At 72.9% G+C, this 26851-nt stretch carries 28 protein-coding genes; 11 read left to right on the top strand and 17 right to left on the bottom strand.

Going from position 1 to position 26851, the window contains the following annotated elements; translation table 11 throughout:
- Positions 1-203 precede the first annotated feature (203 nt).
- The 8 genes from nuoF to ETAA1_RS01525 all read right to left on the bottom strand — a co-directional run bounded on the left by nuoF (position 204) and on the right by ETAA1_RS01525 (position 5702).
- Positions 204-1565 (bottom strand): NADH-quinone oxidoreductase subunit NuoF, encoded by a 1362-nt coding sequence (gene nuoF / locus ETAA1_RS01560; RefSeq protein ID WP_145233707.1) that lies wholly within the window; start codon positions 1563-1565, stop codon positions 204-206.
- A gap of 6 nt (positions 1566-1571) precedes the next feature.
- Positions 1572-2042, bottom strand: a complete 471-nt coding sequence (locus tag ETAA1_RS01555; RefSeq protein WP_145233705.1) for a hypothetical protein — start codon at positions 2040-2042, stop codon at positions 1572-1574.
- Positions 2043-2058: 16 nt separating this feature from the next.
- Entirely contained in the window at positions 2059-2541 is a 483-nt protein-coding gene (locus ETAA1_RS01550) for an NADH-quinone oxidoreductase subunit NuoE family protein (protein WP_145233703.1), read from the bottom strand.
- A gap of 1 nt (position 2542) precedes the next feature.
- Positions 2543-2809, bottom strand: coding sequence for a hypothetical protein (locus tag ETAA1_RS01545; RefSeq protein ID WP_145233701.1), 267 nt, complete (start codon positions 2807-2809; stop codon positions 2543-2545).
- Entirely contained in the window at positions 2806-4032 is a 1227-nt protein-coding gene (locus tag ETAA1_RS01540; RefSeq protein WP_145233699.1) for an NADH-quinone oxidoreductase subunit D, read from the bottom strand. Before ETAA1_RS01540 ends, ETAA1_RS01545 begins: the two co-directional genes overlap by 4 nt.
- A gap of 120 nt (positions 4033-4152) precedes the next feature.
- Complete coding sequence (locus ETAA1_RS01535) at positions 4153-4659, bottom strand: NADH-quinone oxidoreductase subunit C (RefSeq protein WP_145233697.1); 507 nt, start codon at positions 4657-4659, stop codon at positions 4153-4155.
- A 9-nt stretch (positions 4660-4668) separates the two neighbouring features.
- Positions 4669-5268 (bottom strand): NADH-quinone oxidoreductase subunit B, encoded by a 600-nt coding sequence (locus ETAA1_RS01530; RefSeq protein ID WP_202920580.1) that lies wholly within the window; start codon positions 5266-5268, stop codon positions 4669-4671.
- Entirely contained in the window at positions 5259-5702 is a 444-nt protein-coding gene (locus ETAA1_RS01525) for an NADH-quinone oxidoreductase subunit A (protein ID WP_238389346.1), read from the bottom strand. Before ETAA1_RS01525 ends, ETAA1_RS01530 begins: the two co-directional genes overlap by 10 nt.
- A gap of 182 nt (positions 5703-5884) precedes the next feature.
- Between ETAA1_RS01525 and ETAA1_RS01520 the strand changes: the two genes are divergently transcribed.
- Both ETAA1_RS01520 and ETAA1_RS01515 read left to right on the top strand, forming a co-directional pair.
- The gene (locus ETAA1_RS01520; RefSeq protein WP_145233692.1) at positions 5885-7240 is read left to right on the top strand and encodes a pyridoxal phosphate-dependent aminotransferase; all 1356 of its coding nucleotides are present in this window, start codon (positions 5885-5887) and stop codon (positions 7238-7240) included.
- A gap of 214 nt (positions 7241-7454) precedes the next feature.
- The gene (locus ETAA1_RS01515; RefSeq protein WP_145233691.1) at positions 7455-8534 is read left to right on the top strand and encodes a hypothetical protein; all 1080 of its coding nucleotides are present in this window, start codon (positions 7455-7457) and stop codon (positions 8532-8534) included.
- A 147-nt stretch (positions 8535-8681) separates the two neighbouring features.
- On the opposite strand, the gene ETAA1_RS01510 is transcribed toward ETAA1_RS01515, so the two are convergent.
- The gene (locus ETAA1_RS01510; protein WP_145233689.1) at positions 8682-9599 is read right to left on the bottom strand and encodes a 5-oxoprolinase subunit C family protein; all 918 of its coding nucleotides are present in this window, start codon (positions 9597-9599) and stop codon (positions 8682-8684) included.
- Entirely contained in the window at positions 9596-10297 is a 702-nt protein-coding gene (locus tag ETAA1_RS01505; protein ID WP_145233687.1) for a 5-oxoprolinase subunit PxpA, read from the bottom strand. Before ETAA1_RS01505 ends, ETAA1_RS01510 begins: the two co-directional genes overlap by 4 nt.
- 241 nt (positions 10298-10538) lie before the next feature.
- Here ETAA1_RS01505 and ETAA1_RS01500 point away from each other — a divergent pair, with 241 nt between their 5' ends.
- Positions 10539-11585 (top strand): carbohydrate-binding family 9-like protein, encoded by a 1047-nt coding sequence (locus ETAA1_RS01500; protein WP_145233686.1) that lies wholly within the window; start codon positions 10539-10541, stop codon positions 11583-11585.
- Positions 11586-11674: 89 nt separating this feature from the next.
- On the opposite strand, the gene ETAA1_RS01495 is transcribed toward ETAA1_RS01500, so the two are convergent.
- From ETAA1_RS01495 to ETAA1_RS01485, 3 genes are all read right to left on the bottom strand, one after another.
- Positions 11675-12637 (bottom strand): RluA family pseudouridine synthase, encoded by a 963-nt coding sequence (locus ETAA1_RS01495; RefSeq protein ID WP_145233685.1) that lies wholly within the window; start codon positions 12635-12637, stop codon positions 11675-11677.
- A 1-nt stretch (position 12638) separates the two neighbouring features.
- Complete coding sequence (locus ETAA1_RS01490) at positions 12639-13109, bottom strand: hypothetical protein (RefSeq protein WP_145233683.1); 471 nt, start codon at positions 13107-13109, stop codon at positions 12639-12641.
- A 79-nt stretch (positions 13110-13188) separates the two neighbouring features.
- The gene (locus ETAA1_RS01485) at positions 13189-14244 is read right to left on the bottom strand and encodes a ferritin family protein (RefSeq protein ID WP_145233681.1); all 1056 of its coding nucleotides are present in this window, start codon (positions 14242-14244) and stop codon (positions 13189-13191) included.
- A 168-nt stretch (positions 14245-14412) separates the two neighbouring features.
- On the opposite strand from ETAA1_RS01485, the gene ETAA1_RS01480 reads away from it, so the two are divergent.
- Entirely contained in the window at positions 14413-15501 is a 1089-nt protein-coding gene (locus ETAA1_RS01480; protein WP_145233679.1) for an alpha/beta hydrolase, read from the top strand.
- A gap of 5 nt (positions 15502-15506) precedes the next feature.
- Here ETAA1_RS01480 and ETAA1_RS01475 read toward each other — a convergent pair whose 3' ends face one another.
- Genes ETAA1_RS01475 through ETAA1_RS01465 form a run of 3 tightly spaced genes read right to left on the bottom strand, consistent with a single transcriptional unit; the run spans position 15507 to position 19227 of the window.
- The gene (locus ETAA1_RS01475; RefSeq protein ID WP_145233677.1) at positions 15507-16985 is read right to left on the bottom strand and encodes an NAD(P)/FAD-dependent oxidoreductase; all 1479 of its coding nucleotides are present in this window, start codon (positions 16983-16985) and stop codon (positions 15507-15509) included.
- The gene (locus ETAA1_RS01470) at positions 16982-17887 is read right to left on the bottom strand and encodes a radical SAM protein (protein WP_145233675.1); all 906 of its coding nucleotides are present in this window, start codon (positions 17885-17887) and stop codon (positions 16982-16984) included. The genes ETAA1_RS01475 and ETAA1_RS01470 overlap by 4 nt, the downstream gene beginning before the upstream one ends.
- A gap of 5 nt (positions 17888-17892) precedes the next feature.
- Positions 17893-19227, bottom strand: a complete 1335-nt coding sequence (locus ETAA1_RS01465; protein WP_145233673.1) for an asparagine synthase-related protein — start codon at positions 19225-19227, stop codon at positions 17893-17895.
- A 143-nt stretch (positions 19228-19370) separates the two neighbouring features.
- On the opposite strand from ETAA1_RS01465, the gene ETAA1_RS01460 reads away from it, so the two are divergent.
- The 7 genes from ETAA1_RS01460 to ETAA1_RS01430 all read left to right on the top strand — a co-directional run bounded on the left by ETAA1_RS01460 (position 19371) and on the right by ETAA1_RS01430 (position 25422).
- On the top strand, positions 19371-19757 hold the full coding sequence (locus ETAA1_RS01460; RefSeq protein ID WP_145233671.1) for a hypothetical protein: 387 nt from the start codon (positions 19371-19373) through the stop codon (positions 19755-19757).
- Positions 19758-19900: 143 nt separating this feature from the next.
- Complete coding sequence (locus ETAA1_RS01455; RefSeq protein WP_145233669.1) at positions 19901-20140, top strand: hypothetical protein; 240 nt, start codon at positions 19901-19903, stop codon at positions 20138-20140.
- A 31-nt stretch (positions 20141-20171) separates the two neighbouring features.
- Positions 20172-21335, top strand: coding sequence for an ABC transporter substrate-binding protein (locus ETAA1_RS01450; protein WP_145233668.1), 1164 nt, complete (start codon positions 20172-20174; stop codon positions 21333-21335).
- A 41-nt stretch (positions 21336-21376) separates the two neighbouring features.
- Positions 21377-22375 carry an ABC transporter permease gene (locus tag ETAA1_RS01445; RefSeq protein WP_145233666.1) on the top strand — a complete coding sequence of 333 codons (999 nt, stop codon included), beginning with the start codon at positions 21377-21379 and terminating at the stop codon, positions 22373-22375.
- The gene (locus ETAA1_RS01440; RefSeq protein ID WP_145233664.1) at positions 22369-23142 is read left to right on the top strand and encodes an ABC transporter ATP-binding protein; all 774 of its coding nucleotides are present in this window, start codon (positions 22369-22371) and stop codon (positions 23140-23142) included. The genes ETAA1_RS01445 and ETAA1_RS01440 overlap by 7 nt, the downstream gene beginning before the upstream one ends.
- Positions 23143-23265: 123 nt before the next feature.
- Positions 23266-24573 (top strand): DUF1501 domain-containing protein, encoded by a 1308-nt coding sequence (locus ETAA1_RS01435; RefSeq protein ID WP_145233662.1) that lies wholly within the window; start codon positions 23266-23268, stop codon positions 24571-24573.
- 51 nt (positions 24574-24624) lie between these two features.
- The gene (locus ETAA1_RS01430; RefSeq protein ID WP_145233660.1) at positions 24625-25422 is read left to right on the top strand and encodes a carbon-nitrogen hydrolase family protein; all 798 of its coding nucleotides are present in this window, start codon (positions 24625-24627) and stop codon (positions 25420-25422) included.
- A gap of 55 nt (positions 25423-25477) precedes the next feature.
- On the opposite strand, the gene ETAA1_RS01425 is transcribed toward ETAA1_RS01430, so the two are convergent.
- Positions 25478-26842 carry a hypothetical protein gene (locus ETAA1_RS01425; protein ID WP_238389345.1) on the bottom strand — a complete coding sequence of 455 codons (1365 nt, stop codon included), beginning with the start codon at positions 26840-26842 and terminating at the stop codon, positions 25478-25480.
- Between the last annotated feature and the right edge of the window lie 9 nt (positions 26843-26851).

Genomic DNA, 26851 nt, shown 5'->3' with positions numbered 1-26851 from the left:
CCAGTGATCCATCGTCAGCGGAACCCGCCCGGGGCCGCGCCCCGGGCCGAACCATCACAACCCCTTGAGCCACCAAACTTTCAGCCTGTTCACGCCGTCCGAATCGCTCCAACATTCATTTGTGGCATCGACTCAATTCGTGCCTCGACCCCCCGGGGGGGAGCCGTACACACAATGAACCCGGCCCGAACGACCGGCCGGCGTCAGTGGGCCATCGCCAGCGCCTTCGCGTACTTGCTCTTCTCGCCGCTCTTGATCGCCGCCTCGAACTCGGCGCGGAACTTCCGCACGGCCGTCTTCACCGGCCACCCGGCGCCGTCGGCCAGGCCGCAGATCGTCGTGCCGGGCATGATGCCGATGCGGTCCGCGACTTCGACCAGGATGTCGAGGTCTTCCTTGCGACCGAGCCCGCGGCGGAGGCGGTCGGTGATTTTGAGCATCCAGCCGGTCCCCTCGCGGCACGGGGTACACTGGCCGCAGCTCTCGTGGGCGAAGAACTGGCAGGTGTTGTGGAGCACGTCGACCATGCTGGTCTGGTCGTCGACCACGGTCACGGCCGCGGTGCCGAGGCCGAGGCAGCCGACCCTGCCGGGGCCGTTGAAGTCCAGCGGGATGTCGTACTCCGTCTTGCCGTCGCCGCCCTTGAGCGGGGCGTTCACGTCGACGTAGCCCATGCTGAGGCCGCCGGGGTTGACGGCCTTCGCCTTGCGCCCCTTCCAGACGCCGCCGCCGTGAACTTCCACGAGTTCGCGGAGCGTCACGCCCATCGGCAGCTCGACGCACACCGGCTTGTTGACGTGCCCGGCGAGGGTGTACAGCTTGGGGCCGTAGCTGCCGGCGTCGCGGGGGTTGTTGGGGTCGGGCGGGACGCCGAGGCTCTTGAACCAGTCGATGCCGCGCTTCATCACCTGCGTGACGCACGCCAGCGTCTCGACGTTGTTGACGATGGTGGGCTTGCGGAAGGCGCCTTCGATGGCCGGGAACGGCGGCTTGATCCGCGGCCACGCCCGCTTCCCTTCGAGGCTCTCGATGAGGCCGGTTTCCTCGCCGCAGATGTACGCCCCGGCGCCGCGGTGAACCACGATGTCGAGGTCGAACCCGGCGCCGAAGATGTTGGTGCCGAGGAGCCCGGCGGCGTACAGCTCGTCAACGGCCCCTTGGACGGCGCGGAAGGCGTCGCCGTACTCGTAGCGGACGTAGAAGAACGCCTTCTTCGACTTGATGGCGAAGCAGGCGAGCATGATCCCTTCGAGCACCTGGTGGGGGTCCTTCTCCATCAGGATGCGGTTGTTGTACGTGCACGGCTCCGACTCGTCGGCGTTGACGCACAGGTAGATGGGGCCGGGGTGGTCCTTGGGGAGGAAGGTCCACTTGAGGCCGCAGGGGAAGCCGGCGCCGCCGCGGCCGCGGAGGCCCGAGTCCTTGACCTGCGCGACGACCTGCTCGGGCTTCAGCTCCTTGACGGCGCGCTCGGCCGTGGCGTAGCCGCCGTCGGCGCGGTAGCCCTCGAGCGCGGCGCTGCCGGGCTTGCCGACGCGGGCCAGGAGGATGGGTTCGTACGGCATCCGAATCTACCCGTGCGGTGAATCTGTCGTCGGGCTCGCGTCGCCTCGTCCTACTCCGTCGTCCGGTCTCGCAGGCGACCGGATGACACGCTCTTCGCCACCCGGCCCGGTGAACATCCCAATCACGTCCCGGTCCCAGGGTAGGGCTTGCTTGATGGCGTCCAGCAAGCCCTCGAACGTCGCCCGGCTGTACTCCGCTCCGGTCATCACGAGCAGCGGGTCTGTGTACCGCTGGCCCACCTTCTCGTCACGACCTTCAGCCACGATCACGACGGCCCGGTCGAACGGCCCGGTACCGGTTTTCGGGTCGCATTCCACGACCGGCGGAAGGAAGTCCGAGTACGGATCCCCCTCCGGGTAGCAACTCGGGTGGCCGATGTGCGCGGGCACGGCCTGCGCGTACACCTCGATCCACTCCGTGTCGAAGGCGTGGGCCTTGGGGAGCTTCATCGCCCAGAGCGTCGCGTAGATGCTCACGGCCCGGCCCCCACTCCTACGCCCGCCGCAACTCCTCGATCAGCGCGTCGGCCTTCTCGGGCGTCACGTCCATGACGTGAACGTCCTCCCGCAGGCACGCCGGGGCGCCGTCGCAGGCGCCGATGCACTCGGCGAATTCCAGCGTGATGCGGCCGTCGCCCGTCGTCTCGCCGCAGTGGACGCCGAGCTTGTGCTCGCAGTGCTCGATCAGCTCGTAGGCGCCGCGGAGCATGCACGCCAGCCCGCGGCACACCCACAGCCGCGTCGCGCCGTTCTTCTGCCCCTCGCCCTTGAAGAAGGCGTAGAAGGTCATCGTGTCCTGCACCTCGCTCGGGTGCAGGTCGAGAATCTCCGCGATCTCGACGATGGCGTCGTTCGAGACGGTGCGGTTCTCGTCGTGGACGAGGTGCAGCGCCGGGAGCGTGGCGGCCTGCTTGCGCGGGTACTTCTCGACGTACCCGCGGATGCGGCGCTTCTGGTCTTCGGTGAGAACGCCCATGCTAGCCCGCCCCCTCCGCGGAACCCCACGACCACACGCCCCACCCCGCGACCGCCAACTGCAACAGCCCCGCCCCCGCCAGCAGCACGGCGAACGGCCACCACTCGCCGACGCCCTCCAGCCAGTCGTCGGGCGGGTCGGCGTCGCCCGCGACGACCCACGGCAGCGCGACCGCGAACCACAGGCACAGGCAGCCGCCGGCGGCGACGCACGCCACGCACAGCAGCCGGACCCCCGGGCCGTGGACCACGCGGCCGCGGCGTCTCACCGGTCCAGCTCCGCGGCGATGATGTTCAAACTCCCCAGCACCGCCGGCACGTCCGAAATCTGGTGCCCTTCCATCATCGACGGGAACGCCGCGAAGTGGATGAACGACGGCGGCCGGGTGCGGGCCCGCCACGCCCGCGGGCCGCCGTCCGACACCAGGTAGAAGCCGAGCTCGCCGTTCGCGGTTTCGGTCGCGCCGTACACCTCGTTCACCGGCGGCGCCCACTGCCGGTTCCACATGAACAGCTCGAAGTGTTGAATCAGCCCCTCGATGCTGCGGTACGTCGCCGTCTTGTCCGGGATCGTCACCTTGTCGTTGAGCGCGACGTTCACCGGCCCGCTCGGGATGTTCTCCACCGCCGCCTTGATGATGTTCACCGACTCCACGATCTCTTCCATCCGCACGTGGTAGCGGGCGTAACAATCGCCGCCGGTCGAGCACACCACCTTGAACGCCGATTGCAGCTCGGGGTACGCCAGGTACGGCTCGTCCTTCCGCAGGTCGCGCACGACGCCGGACGCCCGCGCCACCGGCCCCGAGCAGCTGAAGCTGATCGCGTCGGCCTTCGACAGCACGCCGATGCCCTTGGTGCGGTCCACGAAGATGCGGTTGCGGTTCAGCAGCCGGACCACGTCGGCGTGCGCCTTCGGGAACGTGGCGAGGAAGTCGCGGATGAGCCTGGCCACGTCGTCGGTGATGTCGTTCATCAGCCCGCCGACGCGGCTGAACCCGGGGTGGAAGCGCTGCCCCGACGCGGCCTCGAAGATGTTGTAAATCTTCTCGCGCTCGTTGAAGGCGTAGAGGAACGCCGTGAGCGCCCCCAGGTCGAGCGCCGCCGCACCCACACATAACAGGTGGTCGTTGATGCGGGCCAGTTCGGCGAGAATCACACGCAGGTACTTGCAGCGCGGCGTGACCTCGATGCCGAGGAGCTTCTCGACGGTGTGGTGCCAGCTCACCTCGTTGGCGAACGGGCTGATGTAGTTCATCCGGTCGACGACGGTGACGTACTGGTTGAAGTCGAGGTCTTCGCCGAGCTTCTCGAACCCGCTGTGGAGGTAGCCGATGTCGGGGACGGCCTTGACGATGGTCTCGCCGTCGAGGGTGAGGACGAGGCGCAGCGTGGTGTGCGTGGCCGGGTGCTGCGGGCCGAAATTGAGGGTGTACAGGAACTCCTGGTCCGCACCCGCTTCGTCGGCGATCGGCAGCACGTCAACCGGCATCTCAGCACCCGATTATTTGACAGGACAACAGGATGAAACAGGATAAGAATCAGATCAAAATCAGTCTTGGCCTTTCATCCTGCTTCATCCTGTTATCCTGTCAAAACTCTGCTTCGGTTCCTAACTTTCGGCCCGCGTGATGGTCGGGAAGTTGTGCCGCTCGCCGAGGCCGCGCAGCGGATAATCCTTCCGCAGCGGGTAGCTCGTGAACTCGCTCGGCATCAGGATGCGGCGCAGGTCCGGGTGGCCGCGGAAGACGACGCCGAACATGTCGTACACCTCCCGCTCCATCCACTCGGCCCCCTTCCACAGCGGCACCGCCGACGGCAGCTCCGGGTCGGGGTCGTTGGCGAACGCCTTCACGAACACCCGCTGCGCCGTGGCCGTGTTCGCCAGTGCGTACACCACGGCGTAGCGGTCCGCGGCCCCGGGGTAGTTCAAATAATCGATGCCGGCCACGTCCGCGAGGAAGTCGAACCCGCACTCGTCCTTCAGGCACTTCAGCAGGTCGAACAACACGGCCGGTGCCGTCTCGGCGGCGAGCTCGACCCGGGCGTTGTCCTTGAACGCCGAGACGGTGAACGCCCCGGGGAACTTCGTCGTCAGCGTGTCGATGGTGGCGGGCATGGCGTCGCCTCAGTTCAACGGCGTGCGGAGGCGCGTCGCGGTGCGGTAGTCGCCGGGGGCCACGATGGCCTCCTCCGCCCCCAGCTCGCGGGCCAGCGCCGTCGGCCCCTCGTAGGCCGACCGCGCGGCGAACTCGCGGGCGTCGATCGTGCCGGTCCGCTGCACCTTCTCCTGGATGTCGAGCACGGCGCGGATCAACTGCTCCGGCCGCGGCGGGCAGCCGGGCACGTACACGTCCACCGGCAGGAAGCGGTCGATGCCCTGCACCGTGGCGTAAGCGTCGAACACACCGCCCGAGCTGGCGCACGCGCCCATGCTGATGCACCACTTCGGCTCCGGCATCTGCAGCCAGATGCGCTGCATCACCGGCACCATCTTCATCACCACGCGGCCGGCGACGATCATCAGGTCGCACTGCCGCGGGCTGAACCGCATGGCCTCGCTGCCGAACCGGGCGATGTCGTACCGGCTGCTCGCCGTCGCCATCAGCTCGATGCCGCAGCAGGCGGTGGCGAACGGCATCGGCCACAGCGAGTGCTTCCGCACCATGCTGGCGACGTAGTCGAGCTTCGTGACCAAGAAGTCGGGCAGGTAGCCGGTCATCGCCACTGGAACACCCCCTTCCGCCAGGCGTACACGTAGGCGATGGCGAGCGTCGCCAGGAACACCAGGATTTCGACGAACACGACGGTGCCGAACGCCTCGCGCCACGCCGGGCTGCCACCGTCGCCGTAGGCGAGCACGGCCCACGGGTAGAGGAACAGCAGTTCCACGTCGAAGACGAGGAACAGGATGGCGATGAGGTAGAACTTGATGTCGAACTGCATCCGCGCCGAGCCGACCGGGTCCATGCCGGACTCGTAGGGCATCTGCTTGACGCGGGTGGGCTTACGGGGCTTGAACGGGAACACGTGCGTGGCGAGCAACGAGCCGAGGGCGAACGCAGCGGCGGCGCCGGCGAACAGAAGGATCGGGTAGTAGGCCGACAGGTCGAACGCGGGTTCGACCCCCGCCGCAGTCGGCACCGGCACCGGCGTCACCACGCACCGCCCTCCGTGCGAGCCCAGGCCCATTGTAGCGGGGCTTGTGAAGTTTTTCACAAGCCGGGCCAAAAAACATCCCGGACCGCGGGGCGGGCCGGGCTGCGTGTGCGGGATCAGTCTAGAGAGGGGGGTAGGGGCGGCAAGCGGTTCCCCTTGACGGCCCCCCACGCCGGCGCGGCACAATGCCGCGCCCGCCCCCCGGCATGGAGGCCGACCCCGTGGCCCGTCCGTTCTGGCTCACCCGGCTGCTCGTTCGCACCGGCGTCGCCCGCTTCCTGCCGTCCGCCCGCCGCCTCACCGACGGCCACCCTCACGCCGTCCGCTACTTCTCCGACAAGGTGCTCGCCGCCCCCGCCGACGAACTCCTCGACCCCGCCTACCTCCCCGGCCCGCTGCCGCCCGACGTGCTCGACCTGAACCTCCCCGCGCCGCGCACCGACTCGCCCGTCGGCCCCGGCCGGCCCACGCCCGACCGCCGCGGCACCCCGCCGCCGTGGGGCACGCCCGACCTGAAGAACGCACTCGCCGACCACTACGTCCGCCGCGACGGCCGGGACGTGGACCCCGAGCACGAACTGTTCGTCACCCACGGCGCCACCGCCGCCTACGCCGCGGCGCTGGATGCGTTCGTGAACCCCGGCGACCGTGTCGTCCTGTTCGACCCGTGCTCGCCGCTGTTCGACCTCGGGGCGAAGTCGCGCCGCGCCCGCGTCCGCCGCGTGCCCACCTGGAACGACGACGGCCGCTGCCGGTTCCTGGAGCGCGACTTCGAGCGCGCCGTCCGCGGGGCGAAGCTGCTGGTGCTGGCCGACCCCGCCAACCCGACCGGGGCGTGCTTCGCGCCGGAAGACCTGGAATACCTGCTGTGGATCGCCGCCGGCTCGGACGCGCTGGTGTACGCCGACGAGTCGTTCGGCCGGTTCCGCTACGACGGCCGCGGCAAGTCGCTGGGGGCGCTGCCGGGCGCCGAGAAGCGCGTCCTCACGGCCGGCTCCGTGACGCCGGGGTGGGGGCTCGGTTCGGTGCGCGTCGGCTGGCTGGCGGGGCCGCGGCCGCTGGTCCGGGCGTGCGCCCTGACGGCGAGCCTGAGCGCCCCCTACGTGCCGACGGTGTGCCAGCAGGCGGCGGCGCAGGCCGTCGCGGAAGCCGACACCGACTTCGCCCCGACGCTGGCCCGTTTCCGCGACCGCCGGCGGTACGTGATCGACCGGCTCCGCGGCCTGGGCCTGGAACCGGAGTGGCCGGCGGGCGGGTACTTCGTGTGGCTGCCCGTGAGCAGCCTGGGTCTGGACGGTCGGGTGTTCGCGGAGCGGCTGCTGCGCGAGCGGCGGGTGCTGGTGGGGCCGGGCTGCGCCTTCGGGCCGTCGGGGGCGGGGCACGTGCGGCTGAGCTTCGCGGCGGACGACGGCCGGCTGCGCGAGGGGCTGTCGCGGCTGGCGGCGTTCGTGGCGGAGTTGCGGAACCCCGGGGCGCCGCCGCCGCCCGCGGAGCCGGCCGAGCCGACGGAGTTGGCCCAACCGGCGTTCAGCCGGGTGTAGCCGCGGCGGAATGATTCTTCCGGCCGGGGGGGGTCGATCCCCGGAATCATGTCACCGACTCATAAAAAAGTTGGTTCGATCCAGCTGCGGCTCCGGCGATCGGAGCAGGTCGTTGACCCGCAATAGTTTGCGGCGCGCGATCCGAGAAGCCGGGGCCGACGCCCCAACTCGCCGCCCGCCACCGCCCCGTGGTACACTGCCACGGGAGGTGCGGATGACGCCGCGGCGCTGGCTCCTGCTCGTCCCCGCCGTGCCGGTCGCACTCCTCGTCGCGGTCGTGCTCGCCGGCGACTGGGCGCTCGGCGTCCGGGTCGTCCGCCCCGAACCGACCACCGAACCGCCGCCGCCGGCCGCCGCCCCCGACGCCGCGCCCGACCCCGCCGTCGTGCGGGCGCTGGACGCGCTCACCACCACCGCCCGTACCGACCCCGCCGCCGCGGTCGCGCTGCTGGACGCCGAGCGGTTCCACGCCGCCGTCGCCCGCTCCGACACGTTCCGCGCCGCCGGCGTCGCCGCCGACCCCGTCGGCGGCCCGGTCCGGGCCCGCTTCGCGCTCGCCGCCGCCGTCCGCGCCGGCGGCCTCGCCTTCGCCCCCGCGTCGGTCGAGGTGCGGCGCGTCGGGCCGGGCGTCGAGGCCGACGAGCTGGTGGTGGCGGCGCGGCACCGCGGTGGCGGCCGGGCCGCGACGTACCGGTGGTGGCTCGTCCGGTCCGCCGCCGGGTGGAAGGCGTTCGACCTGGAGGACGTGCGGACCGGCGTCCGCCTGAGCCGGCAGGCCGCGGGCCAGCTCGGCCGCGACGGACTCTCGGCGGAGGTGAAGGCCGGGTTGGCGGCGCTCGGGCCGGCGGCGGAGAAGCTCGGCGGCGGCGACGCCGCGGGGGCGGCCGCGGCGCTGGCCCCGGCGCGGGCGGCGGCGCTGCCGCGCGACGGGTACGCGGTGCGCTGCCTGATCGAGGGCGGGGTGGCGGCGATGACGGGGAACGCGGCGGAGGCGCGGGCGTGGGCCGACCGCGCGGCGGCGGCGGTGCCGGGGATGCCGGCCGCGGACTACCTGCGGGCGGCGGCGGCGGCCGCGGCCGGCGACTGGGCCGCGGTGGTGGAGCCGGCCCGGGCGTACCTCGACGCGGTCGGCCCGGACGCGCCGGCGGCCCGGCTGCTGGGGACGGCGCTGCGCGAACTCGGCCGCCCGGCGGAGGCGGCGGAGGCGTTCGAGTCGGGCCTGCGCGACGACCCGGGGCGGGCCGACCTGCGCGCCGCCCGCGACCAGGCACGGGCGCTCGCGGCGGGGCGGTAGCGTTGGTGCCGGCGACGCCCCTTCCGACTGACCCGCGGGTTGCCGGGGGTGCGTTGCCGCCGTCGTGTTTCCCCGCAGGTGGTTAACCCCCTCACCCCGCACGATGAAGCCCACCACCCGCCTCACGCAACCCGGACAACCGACGGGTCAGTACCCGCACACCGGGGCGCGGTCGGCGGCGCGCAGGCGGACCAGCCACGCCCGCACCGCCGCGGCGCGCTCGCGGGCGGCGGCCTCGGCCTCCTCCCACGTCACCAGTCGGAAGCGGACGCGGTCGCCGGGCCGCAGCTGCGCCAGGCGGTCGAGGTCGGCGCGGATCACGTGCGCCACCTTCGGGTAGCCGCCGATCGTCTGGCCGTCCACGCCGAGCACGATCGGCAGGCCGTCGTTGGCGACCTGCACCGCCCCCGGGCCGACCGCTTCGGACACCAGCTCGCCGGGCCGGCGGGTCAGCGGCTCGCCGGCGAGGCGGACGCCCATGCGGTTGCTGGCCGGCGTCACCGTGTACTCACGGCCGAAGAAGGCGTCGGCGGCGAACCAGTCGCGCTGCGGGCCGGGGAGGGCGCGGAGGGTGTACGGCTCCGCGTCCGGCAGCGCCGCGAACCCCAGCCCCCGCGGTTCGCCGCGGCTCGGCCGGCACGGCAGGACGGCGTCGGCCGTCAGCGGGTCGAGCGCCGAGCGGCTGCCGAGTACGAGCGGCCCGTCGAACCCGCCGGCGACGCACAGGTAGCCGCGGGCGCCGGCCGGCGTGGCGCCGATCGTCAGCGTGTCGCCCGGTTCGAGCTGGAACGTCGTGCCCGGGGTGATAATCGTGCCACGTGCCAACACCGCGAACGGCGCCCCGAACACGACCGCGGCCGTCGGGTGCTCGGCCACCAGCGTCGGGCCGGCGAGCGTGAGTTCCAGCGCGGCCGCGTCCGGCGCGTTCCCCACGAGCGCGTTCCCGATCGCCAGCGCGGCGCGGTCGGCGGCCCCGCCGACGGGCACGCCGAGGGCGCGGCTGCGCGGCCGACCCGCATCAACCAGCAGCGACAGCATGCCGGGGCGCTTGACGCACAGACTCATGCGGCGAACGCCCTCAGCTCGAACCCGCGGGCCAGGAGCCCGGCGCGGACGGCCGTCGTGAACGCCACCGCCTCCGGGTTGTCGCCGTGGACGCAGACGGTGCGGACGCCGCGCTCCCGCACCAGCCGTTCGATCTGCGCCACCGCCTCGGCCGGGTCGTGGACGAAGGCGTCCGCCTCGGTCCGCGGCACGAGCGACCCGTCGGGCCGGTAGTGGCGGTCGGCGAAGCCCTCGGCCACGAACGGCACGTTCAGCAGGGCGCACATCCTCTCGACTTCCGACCCCGGCAGGCCGACGACGGGCAAGTCCCACCCGGCGACCGCGGAGCAGAGGACGTTGGCGAACGCGGCGTCGGCGGCGGCCTGGTTGTACAGCGCCCCGTGCGGCTTGACGTACCGCACCGCCACGCCGGCCCGCGCGGCCGCGGCGACGAACCCGGCGAGCTGGTGGACGAGCTGCGCGTACAGGGTGTTCGACGGCGTCGGCAGGTTGCGGCGGCCGAAGTGCTCGCGGTCGGGGTAGCCGGGGTGGGCGCCGACGGCGACGCCGTGGGCGCGGGCCAGCGCGAGGGTGGCGGCGGTCTCGTCCGGGCCGCCGGCGTGCGCCCCGCAGCAGACGTTCGCGGACGTGACCAGCGGCATCAGCGCGGCGTCGAACCCGGCGGCTTCCCCGAGGTCGGCGTTCAGGTCGAGGAGCATGAGGGAAGGATAGCAGCCGGGCGGCCGACGGCCGTTGCCTTGAGGCCCGAAGGGGTGGCAGCCAATAGCCCGGGGTGTAAATCCTGGGTAGGCGGCGGCGAAGTCCGAACCGCGTGACCCCTCGTGACACCGCCGACGCTGCCCAGGGCTTGCGCCCCGGGCTATTGGCTGCCGCCCCTTCGGGGCTCCGAACCGGGAACTCGTATCACATCCGCACCACGTCCGTTACCCGAGGCCGCCCATGCCGCGCCGCCTTCTCTGCCTCGTCGCACTCGCGGTCGCCGCCGTCGCCCCCGCGGCCCCGCCCACCGACGCCGACATGACCGGCGCGTTCCCCCACCCCAAGGGCTACGTCGCCCCGCGGCTCGCCGAGCCCGTCGTCATCGACGGCGACCTCGCCGACAAGGCCTGGGCCACGGTGCCGTGGTCGGACGCGTTCGCGGACATCGAGGGCGACCGCCGGCCGGCGCCGCGGCACCGCACCCGCGTCAAGATGGCGTGGGACGACGAGGCGCTGTACGTCGCCGCGGAGCTCGTCGAGCCGCACGTGTGGGGCACGCTCACCGAGCACGACTCCGTCATCTTCCGCGACAACGACTTCGAGCTGTTCCTCGACCCCGACGGCGACAACCACGCCTACGGCGAGCTGGAGCTGAACACCCTCAACACGACGTGGGATTTACTGCTCACGAAGCCGTACAAGGACGGCGGCAAGGCCGTGAACGCCTGGGAAATCACGGGTCTGAAGACGGCCGTGAAGGTGCAGGGCACGCTGAACGACCCGCGCGACACCGACACCGGCTGGACGCTCGAAGTGCGCTGGCCGTGGGCCGGGCTGAAGGAGCTGGCCGCGGCGCCGCCGAAGGCCGGCGACCGGTGGCGGATCAACTTCTCGCGCGTCGAGTGGGACGTGGTCGTGGAGGGCGGCAAGTACAAGAAGGTGCCGGGGCGCGACGAGCACAACTGGGTGTGGTCGCCGCAGGGCGTCATCGACATGCACCGGCCGGAGCGCTGGGGCTACGTCCAGTTCGCGGCGGCGCCCGGCGAGGCGTTCCGCCCGGACCCGGAGTGGGAGGCGCGCGACTGGCTGCACCGCGTCTGCTACGCCGAGCGTATCCACCGCAAGAAGGCCGGCCGCTACACCGCCGAGCCGCGCGACCTGGGGCTGATGCTGCCGGCGGGCCGCGTGGCGCTCGGGGCGACGCGCACCGGCTTCGAGGCGTCGTGGCTCGCGGACGGCAAGCCGACGCTGACCATCCGCGACGACGGGCGGGTCGTTCGGGAATGACGAATGACGAACGACCCACCAATGACGAAGGAAAGCAGCGTGTGTCTTCCTTCGTCATTGGTGGGTCATTCGTCATTCGTCATTCCGGGCTACCGCAGCGCCGCGACGAACTTCGCCAGGTCCGGCGGCAGCGGCATGTCCCAGTGCAGTGCCGCGCCGCTGGCCGGGTGCGCGAAGCCCAGCTCCGTGGCGTGCAGCGCCAGCCGCGGGGCGCCGCTCGCGTCCGCCACCACCTCGCCGTTCGGCTTCTTGCAGTACACCTTGTCCCCGCACACGGGGTGGCCCGCCTCCGACAGGTGAATCCGAATCTGGTGCGTCCGCCCGGTCTCCAGCCGGCACGACAGCAGCGTGTAGCCGCGCAGCCGCTCCTGCACGGTGAAGTGCGTCACGGCCCGCTTCCCCACGGCCGGGAAGGGCGTGCTGCCGCGCCGGCCGTCGCCGCGGTCCGGCACCAGGTTCGACGTGACCGTGCGGTCGAGGAAGATGCCGGGCACCACGGTGAGGTAGCGGCGCGTGACGGTGTGCTTGCGGAACTGCATGCCGAGCTCGCGCTCGGCGAGCACGGACCGGGCGAACACCAGCAGCCCGCTGGTTTCCTTGTCGAGCCGGTGGACGATCCGCAGCCGGTTCAGGTCGGACGCCGGCCGCTTCAGCCGGTGGGCGACGGCCCACTGCGCCAGGTCTTCGAGCGTCGGGTCGAGCTCGCGCTTCTCCTCGGACCACTCCAGCTCGGCCGGGTGGCGCACGGTGTTCACCCCGGCCGGCTTCTCGACCACGACGACGTGCTCGTCGAGGTGGCGGATGACGAGCCGCTCGGGGTGCGCCGTCCGCGGCAGCGGCTTCGGGTGTTCGAGGAGGACGACGACCTCGTTCTCCTTGAGGCGGCGGGCGTCGTCGGTGCTGACCGTGTCGCCGACCTTGACCCGGCGGGCGGCGATGAGCTTGCGGACCTCGCCCCACGACGGCCCGCCGAGGCGGCTGCGGAGCACCTTGGCCAGGGTGTGCCCGGCCTCGGCGGCGACGACGGTGAAGCTGGTCGGTTCGGCGGGCATGTCAGCCTTCGGCCTTCGGGTCGGCGGGCGGGGCGGCGTCGTCCTCGGACCCGAAGTCCACGTCGGACCAGTCGTCGTCGGGGTCGGGGACGTCCATGTACCGGCCGCAGCTGGGGCACTCCTGCGTGCTCCCCATGTCGGCCGCCGCCCACTCGGACGCCGTCCCGCACTCCTCGCACGTCGCCGACACGGTGCCGGTGCGGGCCGCGCGGCGCTCGGCCAGCTCCCGGGCGGCGAAGGCGTCGGCGAGCAGGTCTTTCGCCTTCTGGGCCTGGTCCACGTCGAGGACGCGCACCTCGACGCCCGGCGGGGCGTGCGCCGTCAGGCCGATGCCGTCCGGCGCCTCCGCCGGGTGCTCCGGCACCACCACCTCGCACAGGTAGCCCTTCTCCCCGAACCACGCCGCCACGGTGCTGGCGATGCGCAGGTCGGGCGCCACGTGAACCACCCGCGGGTCGCGCTCCTCGGACATGCTCGCCTCCCAGGGTTTGCCGGTCGCTCCGGAGGAATCATACCCCGCCGGCGGGCCGGCGTCGCGCCGTTCGCCCGGGTCACTTGGGCCGCACGAACAGCTCGGCCTTCACCTCGCCGTTCGCCTCCAGCGCCTCGACGCGCCGCGCCGGGGCGGTGATCTCCTTGCCGTCGAACGACTCGGTCCGCTTGTGCGGCAGCACGACGCCGTTCACGGCCCGGAAGTCGGCGAACACGACCGCGTTGTCGCCGACCGTGCCGCGGCGCGCCCGGAACTCGGCCCGCACCACCCGGCCGGTCTTCTCGTCGAGGGTCCAGGTGGAGGTGGCGCCGGCGAGGGCCACCTCGACGGTGTTCGGGCCGCGGGCCACGGCCACGAACCCCGGCGCGGCGCGGTTCCGCAGCAGCACCAGCGGCTCGCGCAGCGCCCGCCGCCAGGCGTCGGCGCGCATCGCCGGCTCGAGCGCCCAGTCCTTCTGCCCCAGGAACTCGAACCCGCCGTCCCGCGTCACCACGTGGCCGTAGGGCGTGCCGAAGCTCTCCTCGGTCCGCACCGCGTCGGGGAACGCCCAGACGCTCCGGGCGGTGCCGGCCGTCTCCGTGCCGCCCTGGGTGTAGACGACCTTCTCGACGCGGGAGAGGGTGCGGAGGGCGTCCACGGCCTTCGCCCCGCCGAAGCCGTCGAGCGCCCGCTCGACCAGCCGGGCGCCGCGGGCCTTCTCGTCGGCGGTCCCCTGCGGGGCCGGGTTCGGCTGCTCGACGTGCTTGTCCGGGTCGCGCTTGAACGAGTCGCGGCAGGCCTCCGAGGCGAAGAGGTAGATGCGGCCGTCGTGGACGTGGAATCGGGCCGGGTTGCCGGTGCCGCTGAACGGCCCCATCCGGCCGCAGGCGCCGCCGAACTGGACGGCGCGCTCGCCCGGCCGGGCCAGGAACGCGGCCTTGTTCGCCTCGCTGGCGAACCGGTACGTGAACCGCCCGTAGGTGGCCTCGATGCCCTCCTTGCCCGGCGTCTCGGTGCCGGCCGCCAGGGCGACGGGGTCGAGGCCGGTCAGCGCCAGCACGGGCGGCGGCGTGTCCGGGCGGGCCGGCAGGGCGCCGGCGGCGAGCGCGGCGAGGACGAGGGCGGGGCGGGTCATGTGAGGCCTCCGGCGGGTGTGTCTCGTTCTCGACACCCGTGTGACGTCCGGTCGAATGATACCACGCCGGCGGTGCCGCGGTCGCCGGCCGGTGCGGCGGGGCGTGAATAAGCTACCCGCGCACGCCCGGGTGCCGTCCGAGCACCCGCTACCCCTCCCGGAGCCGGTATGTCCCGCCTCGCCGCACTGCTCCTCCTCGCCGCCGCCGGCCTCGCCGTCGCGCAGCCGCCGACCCGCAGCCCCGACGACAAGGGCGCCCCGCCGTTCAAGACGCTCGGCAAGGGCGAACTCCCGCCGCTCGACGCCTACGACAACTTCGTCATCGGGCCGGACTACGTCACCGCCCCGGAGCGCAAGAAGGCCGACGGCGTGCCCGAGGGGAAGGTGCAGCAGTTCGTCATCGACTCGAAGGAGACGAAGCTGTTCAACCCCGGCATCGCCCGCAAGGTGTTCGGCAAGGTGGACCCGACCAACCCCAAGACGCTGGTCGTCGAGACGCACCCGATCGACTACAAGCGGGCGGTCGGCGTGTACGTCCCGGCGCAGTACCAGCCGGGCACGGCGGCGCCGTTCATGGTCGTGCACGACGGCCCCGGCCACGCCAACGGGTACAAGACCATCCTCGACAACCTCATCCACCAGAAGCGGATCCCGCCGATCATCCTCATCTCCATCGCCAACGGCGGCGGCGACGCGCAGGGGCACGAGCGCGGCAAGGAGTACGACAACATGAACGGCGACTACGCCACGTACATCGAGGACGAGGTGCTGCCGCGCGTCGAGAAGACCTGCGGCGTGAAGCTGACCAAGGACCCCGACGGCCGGGCGGCGATGGGGTGCAGCTCCGGCGGGTCGTGCGCGCTCATCATGGCGTGGTTCCGCACCGACCTGTACCGCCGGGCGCTCACCACCTCGGGCACGTTCGTCAACCAGGCGTGGCCGTTCGACCCGAAGTACCCGGACGGGGCGTGGGGCTTCCACGAGACGCTCATCCCGAAGGAGCCGAAGAAGCCGATCCGGCTGTTCATCCAGGTCGGCGACCGCGACCTGCTGAACCCGAACGTGATGCGCGACAACATGCACGACTGGGTGGCGGCGAACCACCGCATGGCGACGGCGCTGAAGGCGAAGGGGTACGAGTACCAGTACCTGTTCTGCCGCGGGTCGGGCCACTGCGACGGCAAGGCCCAGGGGCGGTTCCTGCCGCACGCGATCGAGTGGACGTGGCGCGGGTACGCGGCGAAGGGCGCGCAGTAGCGGGCCTACCGGGCGGCGTGCGACGCGGTGTACGGGTACATGTTCCGCCGCCGCGGGTCGCACAGGCCGCACGAGTTGTACGGCTCCAGCGCGCGGCGGGCGGCGGCGAGGAACGCGTCCGCGTCCGCCGTCGTCCGCGCCGCCGCGAACAACTTCGCCGCGGCGGCGCGGTACTCCGGGTGGTCGGCGAGCAGGAACCCCTCGTCCGGCCCGGCCTCGCCGCGGCGCTCGCGCTCCTCACAGTAAATCGCCGCGGTGAAGTACACCATCACCGCCGTCGCCAGCACCGGGAAGCGGTCGAGGCACTCGAAGCACGTCCCGGTGATCTCGTCCACCCACGCCAGCTCGCGCAGCACCGCGTCGCCGTAGCCCGCCAGCCGGCGCGCGCGCGCGGCCGGCTCGTCGGCCAGGACGTTGGCGAGCCGGTTCACCGCGTACAGCGTCTGCGCGATGCCGGGGCTGAGCCAGGCGTCGAGGAAGCCCGCGGCGTGCGGCAGCAGCGCCCAGTCGGGGCCGGCCGCGCGGGTGAGGCGGCGCTGCAACCGGCCCGTGCGCACCAGCGGCCGCGTCGGCACCGCGTCGGCGAACTGCCGCGCCAGCGACGGGTACGTGTCGAGCAGCCGCCGCCACTCCGCGTCCGGCGACTCGCCCGGCCGGACCGGGTGGCGGTCGGGGTCGAGCGAGAAGCCGGCGCTGGTGATGCCGTTCTCGAACCGCAGCACCCACATCCAGCCGCCGTCGATGATCTGGTGCAGGGCCGCGGCGTCGCACGGGAACGGGTGGTCGGCGGTGGCCGCCGGGCCGAGCACGTCGTGCCAGTGGGCCACGCCGCGGAAGTGCGAGTAGAGGGCGCGCGACCGCGTCCGCAGCTGCGCGGGATCGACCGCCTCCAGCTTCAGCGCTTCGGCGAGCGCCTGCCCGGTGCCGGTGGCGTCGATCAGCAGGCCGGCGCGGACGCTCACCGCGCCATCGGGCCGCGCCCCTTCGATTTCCCAACCGGGCTTGGTGTGCCGAAGTGTGTGAACCTCGCAGCGGTCGAGGTAGTGCGCGCCTGCGGCAACGGCGCGCTCGACGAGGTGGGCGTCGAAGTCGGGGCGGTACCAGTGCGTGTCGGCGGTGGCGTCCGTCGGGCTGGCGGCGACGATGAGGGCGTTCGCGTTCCCCTCGGCGGGCGCGAACGACTCGCCGGCCCGGTGGCGGAAGAAGCTGAACCCGCGCTTCAGCCCGCAGCTGAGGTGCGGGTACGTCGCCTTCCACGGGCCGTACTTCGCCAGCGGCCGCAACCAGTCGAGGCCGAACCGGTCGGCGATGCGGGCGAGCTTGAAGTCGGCCAGCGGCGTCGATGATTCGCCGATGGCGAACCGCGGGTGCGTGCCGCGCTCGACCACCGCCACCGACAGGCCCAGCGATCGCGCCACGATCGCCAGCAGCGTGCCGCCGAAGCCGGAGCCGAGTACGACGAGATCGCAGTCGAGCCGCGTCACGGGGCTTCCACCTTCTGCGACAGGTTCATGCGGCCGAGCCGGGCCACGCGCGCCGCGTCGGCGCCCGGCGTGCCGATGTCCCACAGGTCCACGAACACGCGGCCGGCCCGCAGCCCCAGGCCGTACTCGAAGGCTGCTTCCACCGCGTCGAGCGACGGCGGCGCGAAGTGGCCCTGCGCCGCGAGTTCTTCCATCGCGCCGTTGCCGGCGCGCGTGGGGATCAGGCTACAGCACTCGGCCCCGGCGGCGAACGCGAAGTCGAGCGACCGCTTGGCCCACTCCAGCCCCTCGGCGTCGGTCAGGAACGGCGGCCGCACCAGGATGAACGCCCGCACCGCGGCGCCGGCCGCGCGGAGGTCGGCGGCCGCGCGGGTGAAGTCGGCGAGAGTCATCCCCTTGTTCAGCCGCGGCAGCACGTCGGGGTGGACGGTTTCGAGCCCCATCGCCACCTCGAACTGGCCCGCGAGCAGCGCCTGAAACTCGAAGCAGCGCCGGCCGACGAGCCGCGGGTGACACTCGACCACGACGCGCTCGAACGGCGCCGCGAGGCGTGCGATGGCGGCGTAGTCGGCGGGCGGGACGGCGCGCGGGTCGAAGAAGCTGCCGGCGTTGTACAGCTTCAGGTGGTGTGCCGCCGGCAGCTGCGCGAGCGCCCAGCGAATCTGCTCGGGTATCTGGCCGGGGGCGACGGACTCGGCGAGCGTGTTCTTCCACAGGTCGCACATGACGCAGCGGAACGGGCACTCGCGGTTGCTGAGGAACAGCGTGGCGACGTCGACGAGCCGGCCGTCGGCGGCGGGCTCGGGCTCGACCAGGAACGCATACGGCCGGTCGGCGGCGACGGCGTTGCGCGGCGGCCGGCGGGCGAGCACCCAGTCGTCGGTCGGCAGCGGGTGGGTCATGCCGGTCACGCCCCCGCCGCCTCGTACACCCGCTGGTACGCCCGCCGGTAGGCCGCCGCGCCGGCCGGGAACAGCTCCGCCGGCCGGTCCGCCGCCCCGTGCTGGAAGCGGCGCTTCGGGAACACCGGCAGCTCCAGCCCCGTCACCGCCTTCACCCCCGCGGCCACCACCGCCCCCTTCAGGTCGTACAGCCGGTCGTGGTCCCAGCCGGTGAGTTCGATGAACGGGATGCCCTCGGCCACGGCGATGACCGCCGGGCACACGAACGGGCTGAGCCCGACGAACCCCGTCACCGCCAGCGGCGCGTAGGTGCGGGCGTAGCCCCGGCTCTGGCCGCCGGAGTACGTCAGCGAGTGCTTGATGGCCCCGACGCCCCAGCCCTCCTGGTACAGCATCAGGTTGTTCAGCACGCTGCGGATCGTCAGCTCGGGGTTGTCCTCGATCGGGTAGTCCTTCAGGTTCTCGTCGCCGCCGTCGCCGTCGAGCAGGTAGCGCCACTCGGGGTAGCGGGCGCGCACGCCGCGGCACAGCGCCAGCGCCATCGCGCCGGATTGCACGTCCAGCGGCTTGTAGTCCTCGATCACCCGGACGGCGTCCTCGATGGCGATGTCGGCGCCGCGGACGGGGATCGGTTCGAGGAACAACTCCAGCCCGAGGCGGCCGAGGAAGTCGCGGGCCTGCGCCAGGTCGGGGCCGCCGCCGTCCACCGCGAGGGTGAACGCCTTCAGCCGGGCCGGGCTGTCGCCGCGGGTCAGCAGCGCGTGGTACGTCAGCAGGAACACGGCCCCGCTGTCGACGCCGCCGGAGAAGCACACGCCGATCGGCTCGTGCGCCGGGACGCGGTCGAGCCAGCGGGTGATTTCGGCGAACGCGGCGCCGACGTAGCGCTCGCCGATCGCCGCCGGGTCGGCCGGCTGGCTGTTCCGTTCGGGGGCGAAGAAGCGGGTGTACGTCGGGTTCGGGTCGGGGCAGCCGACGAGCTCGATCCGCACGACGTGGTGCGCCGGCACCATGCGGGTGTATGACGGGTGGAACTGGTCGCCGAGGCCGTGGGCGTCGAGCTCGGCGCGGATGGCGTCGATGCGGTCGGCGACGATGAGGATAGGGCCGTCGCGGAACTTGGCGATGAAGTAGCGGAGCAGCCGGCCGATGGTGCGGGCCATCAGCACGCTCTTGCCCTGCTGGCCGACCAGGGCGAACTCGCCGTCGATGCGGCGGACCGCGTCGGCGTCGCCGGCGGCGACGAGGGCGCGGGCCTCGTCCACGGTCATGTTGTAGACGCGGTTGCCGGCGGGGTCGGTGAGGTCGATGACGCGCGAGAGCGGGACGGTGCGGGGCATCGCGGGGCTCGGCGGGAGGGCGGCCGGTGGCGACTTCGCGCCGGATGGCGGTTGCCTCGGCGGGCCGTTGCGGTCATGATAGGCGTATTCCTGGTGACCACATCACCCGCGCCGCGCGGGTGACAACCCCGTGGGCGAGAGTCGTGTCGGAACGGGCGAGGCGGAACAGCCGACGGGCGCCGCGGTGGGGGGCCTTCCTCGCCGTCGTGGCGGTCGCGCTCCTCGCTCCGGACGCCCGCGCCGGCTGCGGCGACTACGTCGTGATCGTCTCCCCCACGGGGGCGACCGCGGCCGACTCGCCGACACCCGCCCACCCCCCGGAGCCGTGCCACGGGCCGTCCTGCTCCCGGCACCGCGACCCGATCCCGCTCGCCCCGGCGGCCCCGGCGACGCCGCCGGTCGAGCAGGCCGTGCGTGCCCCGCACGAGCCCGTGCCCCCGGCGGCCGGGGTCGGCCCTGCCTTCACCTCGCCACTCGCCTTCGACCCCGCCACCCGTCCCTTCCGGCCCGAGCGACCGCCGCGGTCCTGAGCCGGCCCGTTCGACGGTCGCCCCCGCGGCGCGGGGCGAGTTCGACCCGTTGACGCACGAACCCTTACACTACGCCGGAGGGACCGGCCCGCACGGGGCGGGTCGGCCCCCGGCCGATCGTACCTCTCTCCGGAGTGACGCCCGTGGCCAAGGAAGACGACATCCTGGCGAACCAGAAGACGATCATCGCCAACCAGGAGACGATCATCGCCAACCAGAAGACGATCGAGGGCAACCAGGCCAAGCTGGAGAAGCTGCTGGCGAACCAGGACAAGATCCAGGCGAACCAGAAGAGCATCCTGGCCAACCAGGAGAAGCTCGACAGAGTGCTGAAGAACCAGGAGACGATCCTGGAGAACCAGAAGGCCATCCTGAAGAAGTGAGTTCGCCGTCCACCCCCGCGGAGACGCCGTCATGACCCGCCGCCCGTTGCTCGCCGTCGCATGCCTGCTGGCGGCCGGTCTCGCCCTCGTCCCGGCCGGGTGCGGCGGGCGCGGGTCGGTCGCGCCCGGCGAGCCGGGCGCCGGCAAGCTCAAGGTCGCGTACCTCGGCCTCACCTGCGAGGCGCCCATCTTCGTCGCCCAGGAGCGCGGGCTGTTCGCCGAGCAGGGGGTCGAGACGGAGATCGTCCGCACCGACTGGGACGGGCTGCGGGAGGGCCTCGCCAACGGCACGTTCCACGCCAACCACACGCTCGTGATGTACGCCCTCAAGGGGATCGAGAAGGGGAGCGACATCAAGATCACCGGCGGCGTCCACACCGGCTGCCTGCGGGTGCAGGTGCCGCCCACGTCGGCGATCAAGACGGCCGCGGACCTGAAGGGGAGGCGGATCGGCGTGCCGACGCACATCGGCAGCCCGCCGTACATGTTCGCCTGCCGGGTGCTCGCCGCCGCCGGCATCGACCCGTCGCTGGAGGCGAGGCAGGTGACGTGGGTGGCGATGGACCCCGGCCTGCTCGGCAAGCGGCTCCAGGACGGCGAGCTCGACGCGATCGCCACCGCCGACCCGATCGGCACCATCCTGGAGGGGCAGGGGGTCGTCCGCACCCTCGCCGACCAGGCGACCGACGCCCCCTACGCGGACGAGTACTGTTGTGCCGTCCTCGTCAACGGCGAGTTCGCGCGGCAGCACCCGGCCGCGGCGGCGAAGGTGACGAAGGCGATTCTGAAGGCGGCGAAGTGGGTGCAGGAGAACCCGAAGGCGGCGGCCGAGCTGGGCGTGGAGAAGAAGTACGTGGCCGCGTCCGCCGAGGTGAACACGCAGGCGCTGATGCACCTGAAGTACACGCCGGCCGTGGCGCGCGGGAAGAGCAGCGTCGAGCAGGCCGCCGCCGACATGCAGAAGGCGAAGCTCTTGGGCGCCTCGACGGACGCGGCGGCGCTGGCGCGGCGGGCGTGGCTCGACCTGCCGGGCGTGACCGACGAGTGGGTGACGGCGCAAGTGGTGGAGCGCGTGCCGGGCGGCCGGCCGCGGCTGCTGCCGGCGGCGCAGTTCGCCGCGCTGTTCGGCCCGAAGGGCTCGGGGGCGTGCCCGTGCTGCGCCGCCTGCTGCGTGGGCGAGAGCCTGGCGCAGTGACCACGCACGCCCCCGGACCACCTGCCCGCGGAGTTCGCCGGATGGCGTCCGACCTCGCCGACCCGCAGCCCGCCCGCTGGGGTGCCGCCCTGTCGCCGACCGCCGCCGCCGTCGCCGCGCTCGCCGCCCACCTCGCCCTCGCCGACGCGCAACCGCCGCCGCTCACCTGGCTCGCGTCCGCCCCCGCCTGGCAGCACCCGTACCCCGTCGTCGTCGCCGCCGTCGGCGCCCTCGGCCTCCTCGCCGCGGCGCTCCAGGCCGCGCTCCCGGCGCTGCGCCCCGCGGTCCGCCACTTCGCGCCGCTGACCGCCGCCGCCGTCGCGCTGCTGGCCCTGTGGGAGTTCGTCACCGTCAAAATGAACTGGCTGAAGCAGCCGTTCTTCCCCGGCCCCGACGAGGTGTTCGCGGCCGTGTTCGACGACCGCGCGATCCTGCTCGAAAGCGCCTGGCACTCGCTGCAACTGCTCCTCGCCGGGTACGCCGCCGGCGTCGCCGCGGGGCTCGTCACCGGCGTGCTCGTCGGCTGGTTCCCGGCGGTGCGCTACTGGGCGATGCCGGCGCTGAAGCTGGTCGGCCCCGTGCCGGCGACGGCGCTCATCCCGCTGGTGATGACGCTGTGGAAGGACTCGTTCCCGTGCGCCGTCGCGCTCATCGGCTTCGCCGTGTGGTTCCCGATGACCATCCTCACGTCGTCGGGCATCGCCAACGTCCGGCTGTCGTACCTGGACGTGGCCCGCACCCTCGGCGCCGGCCGGCTGTACCTCATCTTCCGCGTCGCGCTGCCGGCCGCGCTGCCGAACATTTTCGTCGGCCTGTTCATGGGGTTGGGCGCGTCGTTCCTCACGCTCATCGTCGCCGAGACGGTCGGCGTGCAGGCCGGCCTCGGGTGGTACCTGCGGTGGCAGCAGGGGTACATGGAGTACGCCAAGGTGTACGGCACGCTCCTCATCAGCGCCGCGTTCTTCTCCACGCTCATGACGCTGCTGTTCAAGGTCCGCGACCGCGTGCTCCGGTGGCAACAGGGGGTGATCAAGTGGTGACGCCCGCGGACGGCGCCGCCCTGCGGGTGCGCGACGTGAGCAAGACGTTCCGCGCCGCCGACGGCGCCACCGTCGTCGCGCTCGCCGGCGTCTCGCTCGACGTGGCCGGCGGCGAGCTGGTGGCGCTGGTCGGCCCGAGCGGGTGCGGCAAGTCCACGCTGCTGCGGATGGTGGCCGGCCTCGACGCCCCGACCCGCGGCGCGCTGCACGTCGGATCGAACCCGGTGACCGGGCCGGGCGCCGACCGCGGGCTGATGTTCCAGGACCCGAGCCTGTTCCCGTGGCTGACGGTGCGGCGGAACGTCGAGGCCGGGCTGGTGGCGCAGGGCGTGCTGCGGCAGCGGCGGCACGAGGTGGACGAGCTCCTGGCGCTGACCGGGCTGACGGCGTTCGCCGGGGCGTACCCGCACCAGCTCTCCGGCGGCATGGCCCAGCGGGCGGCGCTGGCGCGGGCGCTGGTGACGCACCCGCGGGTGCTGTTGCTGGACGAGCCGCTGGGGGCGCTGGACCAGTTCACCCGGATGCGGATGCAGGACGAGTTGCTGCGGCTGTGGGCGGCCCGCGGCACGACGATGCTGCTGGTGACGCACGACGTGGACGAGGCGATTTACCTGAGCGACCGGATCGTGGTGCTGTCGCCGCGGCCGGGGCGGGTGGACCGGGTGATCGACGTGGGCCTGCCGCGGCCGCGCCGCCGCACCGACGCCGCCTTCCTGGCGCTGCGGTCGGCGCTGCTCGAGGCGCTGCACCTGACCGGCGCCGGGTGACGCGGCCGGCGGCGCCCGGGCGGGCGGCGAAAGAGCATGTGGGTGTTGCGGCGCACCCGGACGGCCGAATATACTCATACCACCCGCCGGCGCGTTCCCCGTGCCCCCGCTCCCGGAGCTGCGATGCTCACCATCCCCGGCCACGCCCACCGGTACTGCGACGGCGTCACCCGCCGCGGCTTCCTCACCGCCGGCGCCGCCGCCGGCCTCACCCTGCCGAACCTGATGCGCGCCGAAGCGGCCAGCGGCCGCCGCACGCACAAGTCCGTCATCATGGTCTACCTGACCGGCGGCATGGCCCACCAGGACACGTTCGACCTCAAGCCGAACGCCCCGGCGGAAGTGCGCGGCACGTTCAACCCCATCCGCACGAACCTGACAGGCGTGACCGTCTGCGAGCACCTGCCGATGCTCGCCCGCTGCATGGACAAGGTCGCCGTCGTGCGGTCGCTCGTCGGCCAGCGCGACGAGCACAGCAGCTGGCAGAGCTACACCGCCACCACGATGGACGCCGCCAAGCGCGAGAACAAGCCGCACTTCGGCAGCGTCGTCGCCCGCCTCCAGGGCCAGACGGACCCCATCGTGCCGGCGTTCGTGGACCTGTCGCCGACGATGCAGCACCGGCCGTACAACTCGCCCGGCGCCGCCCTCCTCGGCCGCGCCGCGGCCCCGGTGAAGGTGGACGGCGACGAGATCGGCGTGATGCGGAACGTCGTCGTGCCGCCGGGCCAACTCGCCGACCGCCGCACGCTCCTCGGCGGGCTGGACGCGATGCGCCGCGCCGACGGCGGCTCGACGGACACGTTCCACGACCGCGCCTTCGACGTGCTCGCCAGCAACAAGGTGGTGGACGCGCTGGACGTGACGAAGGAGCCCGAGCGCGTCCGCGAGCGCTACGGCCGCGGCTCCCCGCGCCACCAGGGCGACGGCGCCCCGCAGTGGAACGACCAGCTGCTGATGGCCCGCCGGCTGGTGGAGGCCGGCGCCCGCGTCGTGACCGTGGCCTACGGCTTCTGGGACACGCACGGCAACAACTTCAAGAGCCTCGAACGCCAGCTGCCGCTGTTCGACCGCGGCGTGTCGGCGCTGGTGGAAGACATCCACGCCCGCGGCATGGACAAGGACTGCCTGGTGGTGGTGTGGGGCGAGTTCGGGCGGACGCCGAAGATTAACAAGGACGCCGGCCGCGACCACTGGGCGCGGGTGAACTTCGCGCTGATGAGCGGCGGCGGGCTGCGGACGGGCCAGGTGATCGGCACGACCGACGCCCAGGCCGGCGAGGCGAAGACCGACGCGATCCCGTACCCGAACGTGCTGGCGACGACGTACCACGCCCTCGGCATCGACCCGCACGCGATGGTGTACGACGTGTCGAATCGCCCCAACCCCGTGCTCCCGGGCTCGGCGCAGGTCATCGACAAGCTGGTGTAACCCGCCCCGCCGCTTGCGGCGTAGCGCTCCGCCGCAAGCGGCAACTCAAGTATGCACATCGCCCTCGCCAGCCCGCGCGTGGCGGCGACCGTCGCCGACGGGCTCGCCGCCACCGACCGCCTCCTCGCCGCGGCCGCCGCACAGGGCGCGCGAATCGTTTGCTTCCCCGAAGCGTACCTCCCCGGCCTCCGCGGCCTCGACTTCCCCGTACCGCCGTTCGGCCGCGCCGAGCAGGAGCGCGTCGTCGGCGCCGCGACCGAGATGACGCGCCGCCACGGCATCACCGCGGTCCTCGGCATGGAGTGGCACACCGACCTCGGCCGCCACATCGCCGCGGTCGTGATCGACGCGCAGGGCCATCTCGTCGGCGTGCAGACGAAGAACCAGCTCGACCCGTCGGAGGAGCCGCTGTACGTCCCCGGCCGCACCCGCCGGCTGTTCACCGTCGAGGGGCTGACGTTCGGCGTGGCGATCTGCCACGAGGGCTTCCGCTACCCCGAGACGGTGCGCTGGGCGGCGGCGCGCGGGGCGAAGGTGGTGTTCCACCCGCACTGCACCGGCAGCGACCTCACCGGCACCGTGCCGCGGGCGTGGGGTGACCCCGCGGGGCCGTACTACGAGAAGGCGGTGATGTGCCGGGCGCTGGAGAACACGGTGTACGTGGCGAGCGCGAACTACGCGTTCCGTTACCCCGAGTCGGCGACGACGCTGATCGGCCCGCAGGGCGGGCTGGTGGCGCACCTCCCCTACGGCGAGGAGGGCGTGCTGGTGTGCGACGTGGACCTGGACGCCGCGACGGGGCTGCTGGCGAAGCGCTACGCCCCCGAGCGGTACGGGGACGGCGCGTGATCTTCCGCCGCTTGCGGCGTAGCGCCGCGGCGCTACGCCGCAAGCGGGGATCGTTCTACCCCCGCGCCAGCGCCCGCCGAATCGCGTCGGTCATGCGCGCCTCGCTGCCGCGGGCCACCCAGCACCAGTCGCTCAGGTTGCCGTCGTTCTCCGCCCACGCCCGCTCGACCGGGATGTACCCCGGGCCGCACTCGCCGTACCCCGCCACCACCACGAAGTCGTCCGGCCGCGCCCGCTGCGCCGCCAGCTGGAACTCGACGTAACTCTCGGCCGGCAGCACCGTCAGCGCCGCGCCGCCGAAGTCGAGCACCGGCACGTCCACCGGTACGCCGGCGCGCACGCGGTTCGCCCAGCTCAGGCCCAGCGCCGCCAGACAGCGGCCGAACGGCCGCGCGTCGCTCGTCAGGCGCCGCGTCAGCGCCTCGACCGTGAATTCGTGCCCGCCGCGCGCTTCGAGCGTCAGCGGCACGCTGCGGAACGTCGGCGCCGTCACCGGCGTCTTGCGGGTGTCGCGCCACGCGGCGGCCATCGCCCGGTACACGCGGTCGGCCAGCACCGGGCGGTTGCCGGGGTCGCCGTCGTTGAACTTGCCCGCCGTCACGTTGCCGCTGCACCCCGAGGCGTACAGTTGCAGCGCCGCCGGCGTGTCGGCCTGGAGCCGGCGGCGGGCGAGCCCCACGAAGTCGGCGCTGACGCCGCCGCGGCCGTAGAAGCTCATCGGGTGCACCGCGTACGCCGACAGCCCGGCGAGCGGCGCGTCGCCGTCCCAGAACGACAGCAGCTTCAGCTCAGGGTCGATCATCCCCTCGCCGGCGGCGCGGACCTTCGGGTCGCGGGTCGCGGACATGCGGTTGTAGCGCACCGCGCCGGCGTCATCCAGGTAGCGGCGGTTCGACGCCACCTGGTCGACGCGCGCCCGACCCGTGCCCAGGTGCGTGACGCGCCGCGCCGTCTTCAGGCACGCCGCCGCGGCGTCGGCGACGGCGCTCGTGAGCCGCTCGAACACCGCGACGCTGCCGACCGACGCTCCGGCCTTGTGCTTCTCCAGCAGCTCCTCGGCGGCGGTGTCGAAGATGGGGGCGTCGTGCTGGTGCAGCGCGCACAGCATCACGCGCACCGGGTCGGTGCCGACCGCGGCGGCGACCTTGGCGCGGAACCGGTCGTAGGCGGCGTTGCGGATTTCGCACCAGTCCACGGCGAGGAACACGACCGGCCGCCCGGCCCCGCGGAGGACGAACCCGCGCGCCTCCAGCGGGTCGAGCACTTCCTTCACCGGCGCGACGCCGCCACCCATGCACGGGTGGCCGGCGGGGATCGTGACCTCGGCGCTGAACGTCGAGAGCGTCAGCGCCGGCGGCTCCTGCGCCGCGGCGAGCGGCGCGGCGGCGAGGGCGGCGAGGGCGGCGCGGCGGGTCGGCACGAGGAGCCT

Source organism: Urbifossiella limnaea, assembly GCF_007747215.1.
In the GTDB taxonomy this organism is placed as follows: domain Bacteria; phylum Planctomycetota; class Planctomycetia; order Gemmatales; family Gemmataceae; genus Urbifossiella; species Urbifossiella limnaea.
Note: the sequence above shows the minus strand (reverse complement) of the source record. Positions and strands in the feature narration are given on the sequence as shown.